Here is a 12551-nt window from a genome sequence, read left to right on the forward strand (position 1 = left end):
GAATCATCCGCGATCGAGAATCATCAGCCCTGTACCGGCGGACGGCCGACGCTGTCGTAGGTGAAACCGGCGGCTTCCATGTCTTCGGGGCGGTAGATGTTGCGCAGATCGACGACGACGGGCTGCGCCATGACGCTCTTCAGCCGGTCGAGATCGAGCGCGCGGAACTGCACCCATTCGGTGACGATGACGAGCGCGTCGGCTCCTTGCGCGCAGGAATAGGCGTCCTCGCAATAGGTGATGTCAGGCAGTTCGCCCTTGGCCTGCTCCATGCCGACGGGATCGTACGCCTTGACCGTCGCGCCCATGTCGATGAGGCCTGTGACCAGCGGGATCGACGGCGCATCGCGCATGTCGTCGGTGTCGGGCTTGAAGGTGAGGCCGAGCACGGCAACCGTCTTGCCGCGCAGATTGCCGCCGAGCGCCTGGCTCACCTTGCGCGCCATCGCGCGCTTGCGGTTCTCGTTCACCGCCAGCACGGATTCGACGATGCGCAAGCTCACGTCGTAGTCCTGCGCGATCTTGATCAGAGCCTTGGTGTCCTTCGGGAAGCACGAGCCGCCGAAGCCGGGACCGGCATGCAGGAATTTGGTGCCGATGCGGTTGTCGAGGCCAATGCCGCGCGCGACCTCCTGCACGTTGGCGCCGGCCTTTTCGGACAGGTCTGCGATCTCGTTGATGAAGGTGATCTTGGTCGCAAGGAACGCGTTCGCGGCGTATTTGATCATCTCGGCGGTGCGGCGCGCGGTGAACATCAGCGGCGCCTGGTTCAGCGACAGCGGACGGTAGATGTCGCCCATCACCTTGCGGCCGCGCTCGTCGGAGGTGCCGACCACGACGCGATCGGGAAACTTGAAGTCGCGGATCGCCGCACCCTCGCGCAGGAACTCTGGATTGGACGCGACCACGACGTCGGCGTTGGGATTGGCCTCGCGGATGATGCGCTCGACCTCGTCGCCGGTGCCGACAGGCACGGTCGACTTCGTCACCACGACAGTGAAGCCGGAAAGCGACTGCGCGATCTCTTTCGCGGCGGCGTAAACGTAGGACAGGTCCGCATGGCCGTCGCCGCGGCGCGACGGCGTGCCGACCGCGATGAAGACGGCATCGGCTTCTGCGACCGGCTTCTTCAGGTCGGTGGTGAAGTCGAGCCGCTTGGCTTTCACGTTGGTCGCAACCAGCTCGTCGAGGCCGGGCTCATAGATCGGGATCTCGCCGCGATGGAGCGCCGCGATCTTCTTCTCGTCCTTGTCGACGCAGGTGACGTCGTGACCGAAATCGGCAAAGCAAGCTCCGGACACCAGTCCCACATAGCCGGTGCCGATCATCGCGATACGCATGAAAATCCCTGTTTTTAGATTGGTTAACGAAAATGAAACCCCGGCGCGGGGCGGTTTAGCATTTTCTCGCGGGGAAGGAACAGTCCGCAGCGAAAAAAGCGGCACGGGAAGTGAATCGGTAAAGAAGTGGGAAACCGTAGCGGCCCCACACTGACCCGCCCCCGAACAGGACGGGGCGGAACACGCCTCGAAAAGAGACACCATGGCACCAACAGGCACAATCGCAGGCAGCGGAGGCGTTGAGGCCACGGCTGCCGCACGTGTCGACTGGGTCGACTACGCCAAGGGCATCTGCATCATCATGGTCGTGATGATGCATTCGGTGCTGGGGGTCGAGCTCGCCGCCGGCGAGACCGGTTTCATGCATGTCGCCGTGGCCTTCGCAAAGCCATTCCGGATGCCGGATTTCTTCCTGATCTCGGGCCTGTTCCTGGCGCTGGTGATCGACCGCGACTGGCGCACCTATCTCGACCGCAAAGTGGTGCATTTCGCCTATTTCTATGTCGTCTGGGTGACAATCCAATTCGGATTCAAGGCGCCCGCTTTCGCCGCCGAGACGAGCTGGCACCACGCCGGCCTGTTGTATCTGGAATCCTTCATCGAGCCGTTCGGCACGCTGTGGTTCATCTATCTGCTGCCGATCTTCTTCGTCGTCACAAAACTGACACGCAAGATGCCGCCCCTCGCGATCTGGCTCATTGCCGCCGCGCTCGAGACGTCCCGCATCACGACCGGCTGGACCACAATCGACGAATTTTCCGCGCGCTTTGTCTATTTCTATTCGGGCTATCTGTTCGCGCCTTACGTGTTCGCGCTGTCGGATCGCGCACGGAAGCATCCAGCGCTTGCGCTCGCGGCGCTCGCGACCTGGGCGCTGGTGAATGCCGGCCTCGTCGCTTGGGGCGTCAGCGAATGGGCGATCGTCTCGCTGCTGCTCGGCTTTGCCGGCGCCTGCGCGATCATTACGATGGGCACGTTGCTCGCGCGTGCAAATTGGATGAACGCCTTGCGCTTCTGCGGCGAGCATTCGATCGTGATCTATCTCGCCTTCTTCCTGCCGATGGCGGCAACGCGGACGCTGCTGCTGCGCAGCGGTATCATCCCCGACATCGGCACGGTGTCGCTGATCGTCACCGTCGCCGGCGTGCTCGGCGCGCTCGCGATCTGGCAGATCGCGCTGCGCCTCAACGCGCGCTTCCTGTTCGAGCGGCCGGACGCGTTCTGGATCGCGCCGAAGAAGGCCGGCGTACGGTTGCAGGCGGCGGAGTAGCCACACTCTCGCTGTCGTCGCCCGGCTTGCCGTCTTCGCTTGAGCTTCGACGGCCCAACACCGAAGAGCCCGGCGAAGCGTTGCGTAGCCGGGACCGGGGGACCCGGTACGCCGAGACGCCAGTGGTCAAGCCGAAAAGCCGCAGCGTACTGGATTCCCGCTTTCGCGGGGAATGACAGTGGGGATAGCGGCGCCAGCAAGCCAAAAATCCCCCACTCAAGGCTGTCAAAGCCCGCAAAAATTCATACATTGCGGCCATGCCAAAAACCTCCCCGAAGACCCCCGCCAAGGTTGACACCAAGTCTGCCACGCCGAAAGCCGCCGATAAGCCTGCTGCCAAGGCGGCCGCCGCGCCAGCTGCTGCCAAACCGGTTGCGGCGAAGGCCGCCGGCAAGGGCGACCACGTGTTCCTGGTCGACGGTTCCTCCTACATCTTCCGCGCCTACCACGCGCTGCCGCCGCTGAACCGCAAGTCCGACGGGCTGCAGGTCAACGCCGTGCTCGGCTTCTGCAACATGCTGTGGAAGCTGCTGCGTGACATGCCCGCCGACAACCGGCCGACGCACCTCGCCATCGTTTTCGACAAGTCCGAGGTCACTTTCCGCAACGCGATCTACCCCGAATACAAGGCACACCGGCCGCCGGCGCCCGACGATCTGATCCCGCAATTCGCGCTGATCCGCGAAGCGGTGCGCGCCTTCGACCTGCCCTGCCTGGAGCAAGGCGGCTTCGAGGCCGACGACCTCATCGCGACCTATGTGCGCGAGGCCTGCGAGCGCGGCGCCAGCGCGACCATCGTGTCCTCCGACAAGGATTTGATGCAGCTCGTGACCGATTGCGTCACGATGTACGACACCATGAAGGACCGCCGCATCGGCATCCCCGAGGTGATCGAGAAGTTCGGCGTGCCGCCGAACAAGGTCGTCGAGGTGCAGGCCCTGGCCGGCGATTCCACCGACAACGTGCCCGGCGTGCCCGGCATCGGCATCAAGACCGCGGCGCAGCTGATCACCGAATATGGCGACCTCGACCAATTGCTGTTCCGTGCCGGCGAAATCAAGCAGCCGAAGCGGCGCGAGGCGCTGCTCGAGAACGCCGAGAAGGCGCGGATCTCGCGCAAGCTCGTGCTGCTCGACGACAAGGTGAAGCTGGACGTGCCGCTCGACGACCTCGCCGTCCACGAGCCCGACGCGCGCAAGCTGATCGCCTTCCTCAAGGCGATGGAGTTCACCACGCTGACGCGCCGCGTCGCCGACTATTCGCAGATCGATCCCGCCAATGTCGACGCCGATGCGAGCAACAGCAGCAGCGCCCGGGGCGGCGATGGCGCGGCGAAAGCAAAGCCATCAGGGGATTCCGGCGATCTCTTCGCGACCCCTGCTGCGGGCCCGACGGGCGGCGACAAGGGCGACAAATCGGCGAGCCTGAAGGGCGCGCCGGTCTCGCTGGCTGCCGCGCGGGAAGAGGCCATGCGCAAGCTGCCGGTCGACCGCAGCAAATATCAGGCGATCAAGTCGCCGAGGGAGCTCAGCGCCTTCATCGCGCGCATTCATGAAGCCGGGCATGTCGCGATCGAGATCAAGGCCAACTCCATCGATCCGATGCAGGCCGATCTCTGCGGCATCGCGCTGGCGCTGGCGCCGAACGATGCCTGCTACGTACCGCTGGCGCACAAGCAGTCCGGCGGCGGTGCAGGCCTGTTCGACGCCGGCCTCGCGCCCGACCAGGTCAAGCACGAAGAAGCGATCCAAGCGCTGCGGCCGGTGCTGGAATCGGCAGGCATTCTCAAGATCGGCTTCGACGTCAAATTCGCCGCCGTGATGCTGGCGCAGCACGGCATCATTTTGCGCAACACCGACGACGCCAAGCTGATCTCTTACGTGCTCGATGCCGGCCGGGGCTCGCAGGAACTGGACTCGCTGTCCGAGCGCTGGTTCGGCCATGCCATGCTGAAGGAAAACGAGCTGCTCGGCAGCGGCAAGGGCAAGATCACCTTCGACCAGGTGCCTATCGACAAGGCCGCGGCGCTGTCGGCCGAAGGCGCCGACGTCGCCTTGCGGCTCTGGCGCGTGCTGAAGCCGCGCCTCGTCGCCGAGCACATGACCGCGGTCTACGAGACCCTGGAGCGGCCGCTGGTCGCGGTGCTTGCGCGCATGGAGCGGCGCGGCATCTCGATCGACCGCCAGGTGCTGTCGCGCCTGTCAGGCGATTTCGCCCAGACCGCAGCGCGGGTCGAGGCCGAGATCCAGGAGATCGCGGGCGAGCCGGTCAATGTCGGCAGCCCCAAGCAGATCGGCGACATCCTGTTCGGCAAGATGGGACTGTCAGGCGGCACCAAGACCAAGACCGGCGCATGGTCGACCACCGCGCAAGTGCTGGACGAGCTCGCCGAGCAGGGCCACGACTTCCCGAAGAAGATCCTGGAGTGGCGCCAGGTCTCGAAACTGAAATCGACCTACACCGACGCGCTGCCAACCTATGTCAACCCGCAGACCCATCGCGTGCACACGACCTACGCGCTGGCCGCGACTACAACGGGCCGGTTGTCGTCGAACGAGCCGAACCTGCAGAACATCCCCGTGCGTACCGAGGACGGCCGGAAAATCCGCCGTGCCTTCATCGCCACGCCCGGGCACAAGCTGGTCTCCGCCGACTATTCGCAGATCGAGCTGCGGTTGCTCGCGGAGATCGCCGACATTCCCGTGCTGAAGCAGGCCTTTCGCGATGGGCTCGACATCCACGCGATGACGGCGTCCGAAATGTTCGGCGTGCCGATCAAGGGCATGCCGAGCGAGATCCGCCGCCGCGCCAAGGCGATCAATTTCGGCATCATCTACGGCATCTCGGCCTTCGGCCTCGCCAACCAGCTCGGCATCGCGCGCGAGGAAGCCTCCGCCTACATCAAGAAGTATTTTGAGCGCTTCCCCGGCATCCGCGCCTACATGGACGAGACGCGGGACTTCTGCCGCAGCCACGGCTATGTCACCACGCTGTTCGGCCGCAAGTGCCACTACCCTGATATCAAGGCCTCAAACGCCTCGGTGCGCGCCTTCAACGAGCGCGCCGCGATCAACGCGCGGCTGCAAGGCACCGCCGCCGACATCATCCGCCGCGCCATGACGCGGGTCGAGGACGCGCTCGCCGCCAAGAAGCTGTCGGCGCAGATGCTACTGCAGGTGCACGACGAACTGATCTTCGAGGTCCCGGACGCCGAGGTCGAGGCGACGCTGCCCGTCGTGCAGCACGTGATGCAGGACGCGCCGTTTCCGGCCGTGCTGCTGTCGGTGCCGCTGCATGTGGATGCGCGCGCGGCGAACAACTGGGACGAGGCGCATTAGGACGGTGGTGCGCCTGGAGCAACGCCGGCACCGCTGGGAAGGTCGGTTTTTGATTTCGACTTACTTGGCTGATCCGAGCTTCTCTGGTCACAAGCTACCTTCTGGTGCTTGCCGGCTACCTTCGTCGGCCAGATAAACCTCACGGGCAACGGCTCGGCCACCCCTTCGCTGGTCCAGACGCGCACGAGATCATTCGTGACCGTCTGGTCGGCGTCGACCGACTGACGCGTCAACACCTCTCGGTCGCCAGATGGAGGCAGCACGCATTCGAATTCCGCAAGGATCCCTTCCATATTTGGCAGGATCGTAATCTTATCAGCACGCTGCGCGCCTGCCGTGACTTCCGTGCTCCGCCAAAGTCTCTGTCCCTCGATCAGCAAAGCGCCAGCCTGCCCGACGATCAATTCTTGCTGCTTCGGATTGAAGATGGACGGCTGCCTCACTACGTCAAATCCCAGCTTGTGAGATATTTCGGGTACGGCCGCCGGTAGGCGAACGGGAATATTGTCGTTCGCAGCCTCGATGCCCGGACATATATTCTTCGCCGAGAGAATTGGCGCGAGTTCGGATACATCGCTTCGGCTGAGCCAGCACGTTGCAATTGATACTTTGACGGTCTGCCACCATCCAGGGACCGAAATGAAAGCAGAAAGGGGGTATTGCCCATCGATCTGCTCGAATGTGTCATCCTCGGTCATCCGCCCGGCCACGATCCAGCCGAAATCGACGTCCCGAATTGAGGAGCCCCGCGTGGTCGCTGACGAGTAGTCGGAGGCGCCGAATCCGACGACGATCGGATGGGACACTATGGCTCGGTAGTCACGGGACCGCTTATTCAGAAAGTTGGCGAAGTCGACTCCCTTTCCCTCGGCCCTCATGAGCAGTTCATAGGCATCTCGGGTTTCAGCACTTGTCGAGATATTCTCGGAGAGATTCTTCGGCGTCACGCTGTACGCGAACGCATCCGTACCTTCGTTCAGCGCCTCTACAAATGCCTGGAGATATGGCGGGTTGGAAGCCAGCAACGCCGGACTTGCCTCCGCCTCAAACTCCTTTGGAAAGGGAGACACTGCGAGATTGCAATCCACCGTTTCACGCCCAACCACTCGCAATGTCAGGAAACTGCCGATGCGTCTCAAACGTCTAGCTGAAGGATTCGCGAACTCGTCAAGCTTCGATTTCAGAAAATCCGCCGAGAAACACCTGAGCCGACGGGGAGTGACAAAGCAATCCTCGATCACATTGCAGTCGAGGAGATCACCAGCCACCAGTCTGGCTAGATTGCCATAATCAGTCTGCTCGCCCTGCTTCTGCCCGGACTGCTCGTCCTGTTTGTCCTGTTTCTTCAGCGACACAATTGCAAAGAGCTTTTCGTACAACATCACGCCCGAGACGAGGCGCTCTCTAAGGCTGTCGGAGAACGGGCAGCCTATTTGCGTAAGAGACAGATTTGAGCCGGAATTGAGTGACACCCCGGATGGATTTGGGGAGCTTGCATCTTGCGCTCCCGAACTTTGCTGCGAACCGCCGGCGGTCTGCATTTGCTGCGCCGGCTTTATTCCCAATCGCCAAATTTCGATCGAATTGGCCCCGTTGCTGTTGACGCAAATATTGGCTGCGGAGGCGATGAACGATTCCCTCGAAACATTCGGAAATATTAGACTCGGGTTATCTCTAAGATTTGTTAGAGACTCCCAGAATATCTTGTCTTTGGTATCGCGCAGCAGCGCAAGACGCCGCGCCGTATAAGATGCAAGCAACTCCTCCGCCTTCTCCCTGTCGCCAGCCCGGCAAGGCAACGGACCTTTGCGCAGGTCCACATCGCCACGAGCAAACTGACAGACACGTCGCAGCAAAAAATCGTTGAACAGCAGTCGCAGGCGCTGGTCGGGAAACGCGGAGTCAATTGACTGCGCTACTTTCTCCATGGACGAAGATATATTGTCTTGGAATTTGGTCGCCCACTCCTCAAAGAGATCCTGGTAATCCTTTTCGTACAGATTTTTGATCCAAGTCGCCTGCTCATGCTCCGGATCATGACTCAACCTCACGACGATGGCCGCAACAGAACCTCGCTTGGTGCTGGCAACTATTGACGTGTCGAACGTCAGCCGAAAGATGGTATTGCCCTTGATGTCATGCCTATCATCGAGTTCCGTTTGCGTGATCTCTGATCTGACTTCCTCCCGATACGCATTTTTTGCGCGAAATTGCGACATCGTGGTGGATTCGACCGCTATATCCGCCTGATCCTTCTTCGAGTTGGCATCTTCTTTCTTTGACACATCATCGGTCGATGGCGATCGCGATACGCCGCCGCTGATGGTCGCGCGTTGCTCGCTGGCCACTTTATGAATCGCGTCGATGCTCCTGAATTCGGACTCGCGCTTGTCCAGTTCGGTATAATCAAGCTGTTTCCTGAGCCATCGCGCCTGATCCAGACGGTCATTGACCAAACGTTGGCGCGTATAGACTGTCGGACTGTTGACGATGATTTTGCCGTCTTTGCCGTTCTCCAGCAGGCTGGTCAGCTTCAACCGGTGTCGATATGCCTCGATTGATCCTGCGGCGACCACGGCAATCAAGATGAGCACGGCCAATGGATTTGACGTCAGGATTCCGGTGGTGGATTGCAGACTTGCGTTCAACCGTTCATAGAGCGAGGTGAAGTTCTGCTTCCATACGTCCCAATACGACATCGATGACTGCCTTCTTGCTCAGCCGGCAAAATAATGTCTCAGTGCTGTCGAACCTTCCGTTCTCGAACAGCTTGTTGGCCGGCGATCCTCCCAAACAGATTGAAAAATATTCGCAGCTCGTTCTGCAGCGGGCCTGTCCGCTCGCGATTTCCTCGCTCACCGCGAGGAAGGTGGAATCCTGCAGCACATCCGCGATCTCGTGCTGGTGGATATTCCCAAAAACAAGATGGCCATGACGTGGGCTGGCGTAGCCGAGGAGTTCAGGCGAGAAAGTACTGATTTCGCCATTGGCTCCAATGGAAAGCGTACGGAGCGGCTCGGCAAGCGGATTGCCGTAGCCAGCGCTTTCGGGCCTGGCGATCGCATCGAATGCACCAACGAATTCGCGCACCTCGATCTTGGCGCCGGCAGACTCTGTCAGAGCCATGAACGTTTCGTAGAAGCGGCGGACGTTCCGATCGGCGCCCTCGCCGGACAAAGAGGAGGTGCCGTGAACCCCCTCGATCTCCTCAACATTGAAGGCGATACGTTCAATCCCGTTGGCGACATAGAAGTCGAATAGTTGTTGCGGCTGCTGGAGCGATTGCTGCGTCAGTACAGTGATCACATGGAATGGATAACGGTGCTCCTGCAACAAGCGAATGCCACGCATTGTTTGCTCGAAGCTGCCCCCGCCCGAACGCGTCTTACGGCTACGATCGTTGATCTCCTGCGGACCGTCAATGCTCGCGCCGACGCGCACGTCATGGGCGCGAAAGAGATCAATCCATTCCTCATTCAGGAGAGTGGCGTTGGTCTGGATGCTATGGCTGACGACTAAGTCGGCGGGACGCAGCCGCTCGATGACCGCAAACGCATCTGCGTAATATGCGGTACCGGGAACCAGCGGCTCGCCGGCGTGCCAAAGGACCGTGAGGTGTCCCGACAAGAACGGGCTTCTGAACACCTTCTCAAAGGTGCGCTCGACGGTTGCCATCGACATTTTGCGCTTCGAATTGCGGTCAGGCAGATAGCAATATGAGCAGTCGAGATTACAGAACGGCGTCGACTGCAGGACCAGCATTTCGATCGACGGACGGGGCACTAAGGCAGTCCGCATTTGAAAGCTCTTGGCTAGAATTTTGGAAAATTTGGAAAGTTCGGAAAGTTCTGAAAATTGGGGAAATTCGGAAAGTTGTTGAAGTTTGGAAAGTTCGGAAAATTGAAGAACTGGCTCAGACGATAGAACACCGGATTGCCGGGCTTCGAGCCTTCCAGCGCCATGCGCTCGCGCACGGCCGCAACTCGCTCTGGGATCGACTTCGAAGCAGCTGGCTCAAAAGGAGGTGAGGCAGCCTGCGCGGGAGCACCCCCCAGGAGGGCCGCAGCCCCCAGCCATGCCGAGCGCCGAACTGCCAACTGAAAAATCCGAGCGACGCATTTGATCAGCGGCTTCATGGAGTGCTTCTGTCCTCCTGCGGATTGAATGTTACACTCAGATGCCCGTTCAGGTAAACCCCATGGATATACTCAACCCGACGAGAATTTGGGGCGCATCGGATGTGGGCCATGTGACTGACAATTTCGCATTGCAACGAAGACCCGAGCTCTCGCCCCGGACATGGCATGGGCCGAGTTGGCCAATCTTCGTCATCCAATTTCGTGGTTAAGGCCGCACCCCGATCGCGGCAACGTGCTGCAGAGAGGGCGCCTGAAACAGCAGGCCTTGTATTGTCCTCCGAGCAATTGCGCGATGGCTCCGCCGCACCTTGCATATTAGAACCGCTGCATCTCCCGCACCGGTTCGCCCATGCCCCACACCTCCGCCCTGCTCGGCTTCGCCCTCGTCTGCCTCGGTCTCGTGCTGACGCCGGGACCGAACATGATCTATTTGATCTCGCGCTCGATCACGCAAGGGCCTGCGGCGGGCATCGTCTCGCTCGGCGGCGTGGCGCTCGGCTTCGTGTTCTACATGTTGTGCGCGGCGTTCGGCATCACCGCGCTGCTGCTCGCCATCCCCTTGGCCTATGACGCGTTGCGCTTTGCCGGCGCGGGTTATCTGCTCTGGCTCGCCTGGCAGGCGGTGAAGCCGGGCGGCCGCTCGCCGTTCCAGGTCCGGAAGCTCGCGATCGACAGCCCGCGCAAATTGTTCGCGATGGGCTTCGTCACCAACCTGCTCAACCCGAAGATCGCGATGCTTTATCTGGCGCTGCTGCCGCAATTCATCGATCCCGCCGCCGGCAGCGTGCTGACGCAGTCGGTGGTGCTGGGCGCGATCCAGATCGCGATCAGCGTCAGTGTCAACGCGATGATCGCGCTGGCCGCCGGATCGATCGCGTTGTTCCTGGCGAGCCGGCCGAGCTGGATGCTGGTGCAGCGCTGGCTGATGGGCACGGTGCTGGCCGGGCTCGCGCTGCGGATGGCGGTGGAAGCGAAAAAGGTGTGAGGCGGTTGTTGCCTCCCCCCGCAAGCGGGGCGAGGCAGGAGAAATCTCAATCCAGCTTCGCGTCCATCCCCCGCTTCACGGCCGGACGGGCCATCAGGGCCTCATACCAGCGCTTGACGTTGGGGAAGTCGGCCAGATCAACCTTGTGGCGAGGGTGACGCCAGGCCCAGCCCAGGATGGCAAAATCGGCAATCGAGAGGTCGCCGGCGACGAAGTCGTGGTCCGCCAGGCGTCGGTCGAGCACGCCGTAGAGCCGGCGCGTCTCCGCCATGTAGCGCTTCAGGCCATAAGCGCGGTCCTGCTCGTTCTCGAGTGCGATGAAATGATGCACCTGGCCGGGCATCGGGCCGAAGCCGCCCATCTGCCACATCAGCCATTCGTAGACGGGGACGCGGCCGGCGAGCGATTTCGGCAGGAATTTGCCGGTCTTTTCACCGAGATAGAGCAGGATCGCGGCGGACTCGAAGATGCTGACAGGCTTGCCGTCCGGGCCCTCGGGGTCGACGATCGCGGGAATCTTGTTGTTCGGGGACAGCTTGAGGAACTCGGGCGCCATCTGCTCGCCCTTGGTGATGTTGACCGGGATCACCCTGTAGGGCAGGCCCATCTCCTCCAGCGCGACCGAGATCTTGCGGCCGTTCGGCGTGTTCCAGGTGTGCAGCTCGATGGTCATTCCCGTTTCCTTCCCCAGGCAGGCGTCGTGCCCGATCCGGGCTCTCAACTACTCCAGAAGGCCGCAGCCCCACAACCGGCAGGCCTGGATGGCCGATCCCTGTTGACGAGGGACGCCCCCTCTGGAATGTCGCAGCCGTCGCGGATAAATTCCGCCTCCTCCAAAAAGCTGTTCGAGGGACCGTCGTGTCGAAATCTGCCTCCCGCGCCCGCCTGTTCGAAATCATCCGCCGGCGCTCCTTCGGCCGCGGCGAGGTGACGCTCGCGTCGGGCCGCAAGAGCGATTTCTACTTCAACCTCAAGCCGACCATGCTCGACCCGGAGGGAGCGACCCTGCTCGCCGAGCTGACTTACGAGGCGCTGAAAGACGACAATCTCGATTTCATCGGCGGCCTCGAGATGGGCGCGGTGCCGCTGGCCGGCGCGCTGGCGCAGATCTCCTGGATCAAGGGCCATCCGATCGCGGCGTTCTTCGTGCGCAAGAAGCCGAAGGAGCACGGCGCCAAGCTCGCGATCGAGGGCCTGCCCAAGGGCGAGACGCTCGCAGGCAAACGCGTCGTGATCGTCGAGGACGTCACCACGACCGGCGGCTCGGCGATGAAGGCCGTGGAATCCGTACGCGAGACCGGCGCCGAAGTGGTGCTGGTGCTGACCATGGTCGATCGCGAAGAAGGCGCCACCGACACGTTCGGCGCGGCCGGCCTGCCGTTCCGCTCGCTGTACAAGGCCTCGGAGTTCTTGAAGGCGTAAGACGGCAGAACTTTCTCCGCCGTCGTGCCTGGGCTTGCCCCGGGCATGACGAAACCT

The 12551-nt window shown here is 61.7% G+C and carries 9 protein-coding genes; 4 read left to right on the plus strand and 5 right to left on the minus strand.

Features of this window, described 5'->3' with window-relative positions; genetic code table 11:
• Positions 1–23: 23 nt before the first annotated feature.
• Positions 24–1340, minus strand: a complete 1317-nt coding sequence (locus XH83_RS33290; RefSeq protein WP_194404789.1) for a UDP-glucose/GDP-mannose dehydrogenase family protein — start codon at positions 1338–1340, stop codon at positions 24–26.
• Positions 1341–1542: 202 nt separating this feature from the next.
• On the opposite strand from XH83_RS33290, the gene XH83_RS33295 reads away from it, so the two are divergent.
• Both XH83_RS33295 and polA read left to right on the plus strand, forming a co-directional pair.
• Positions 1543–2610: an acyltransferase family protein gene (locus XH83_RS33295; RefSeq protein ID WP_194404790.1), complete on the plus strand. Its 1068-nt coding sequence runs from the start codon at positions 1543–1545 to the stop codon at positions 2608–2610.
• 257 nt (positions 2611–2867) lie between these two features.
• Positions 2868–5948: a DNA polymerase I gene (polA, locus tag XH83_RS33300; RefSeq protein WP_194404791.1), complete on the plus strand. Its 3081-nt coding sequence runs from the start codon at positions 2868–2870 to the stop codon at positions 5946–5948.
• On the opposite strand, the gene XH83_RS33305 is transcribed toward polA, so the two are convergent.
• Genes XH83_RS33305 through XH83_RS33315 form a run of 3 tightly spaced genes read right to left on the minus strand, consistent with a single transcriptional unit; the run spans position 5945 to position 10084 of the window.
• Positions 5945–8647 carry a hypothetical protein gene (locus XH83_RS33305; RefSeq protein ID WP_194404792.1) on the minus strand — a complete coding sequence of 901 codons (2703 nt, stop codon included), beginning with the start codon at positions 8645–8647 and terminating at the stop codon, positions 5945–5947. The genes polA and XH83_RS33305 overlap by 4 nt on opposite strands.
• Positions 8601–9746 (minus strand): cyclophane-forming radical SAM/SPASM peptide maturase GrrM/OscB, encoded by a 1146-nt coding sequence (gene grrM, locus XH83_RS33310; protein ID WP_194404793.1) that lies wholly within the window; start codon positions 9744–9746, stop codon positions 8601–8603. The genes XH83_RS33305 and grrM overlap by 47 nt, the downstream gene beginning before the upstream one ends.
• 14 nt (positions 9747–9760) lie before the next feature.
• Positions 9761–10084: a hypothetical protein gene (locus tag XH83_RS33315; protein ID WP_194404794.1), complete on the minus strand. Its 324-nt coding sequence runs from the start codon at positions 10082–10084 to the stop codon at positions 9761–9763.
• Positions 10085–10436: 352 nt separating this feature from the next.
• On the opposite strand from XH83_RS33315, the gene XH83_RS33320 reads away from it, so the two are divergent.
• Complete coding sequence (locus XH83_RS33320; RefSeq protein ID WP_194404795.1) at positions 10437–11072, plus strand: LysE family translocator; 636 nt, start codon at positions 10437–10439, stop codon at positions 11070–11072.
• Between the two features lie 46 nt (positions 11073–11118).
• Here the strand turns inward: XH83_RS33320 and XH83_RS33325 are convergent, their stop codons facing one another.
• A complete protein-coding gene (locus tag XH83_RS33325; protein ID WP_194404796.1) occupies positions 11119–11745 on the minus strand; it encodes a glutathione S-transferase family protein in 627 nt (208 codons plus the stop codon).
• 185 nt (positions 11746–11930) lie between these two features.
• On the opposite strand from XH83_RS33325, the gene pyrE reads away from it, so the two are divergent.
• A complete protein-coding gene (pyrE, locus tag XH83_RS33330; protein ID WP_018320808.1) occupies positions 11931–12494 on the plus strand; it encodes an orotate phosphoribosyltransferase in 564 nt (187 codons plus the stop codon).
• Positions 12495–12551 lie beyond the last annotated feature (57 nt).

Origin of the sequence: Bradyrhizobium sp. CCBAU 53351, assembly GCF_015291745.1 — a bacterium.
In the GTDB taxonomy this organism is placed as follows: Bacteria; Pseudomonadota; Alphaproteobacteria; order Rhizobiales; family Xanthobacteraceae; genus Bradyrhizobium.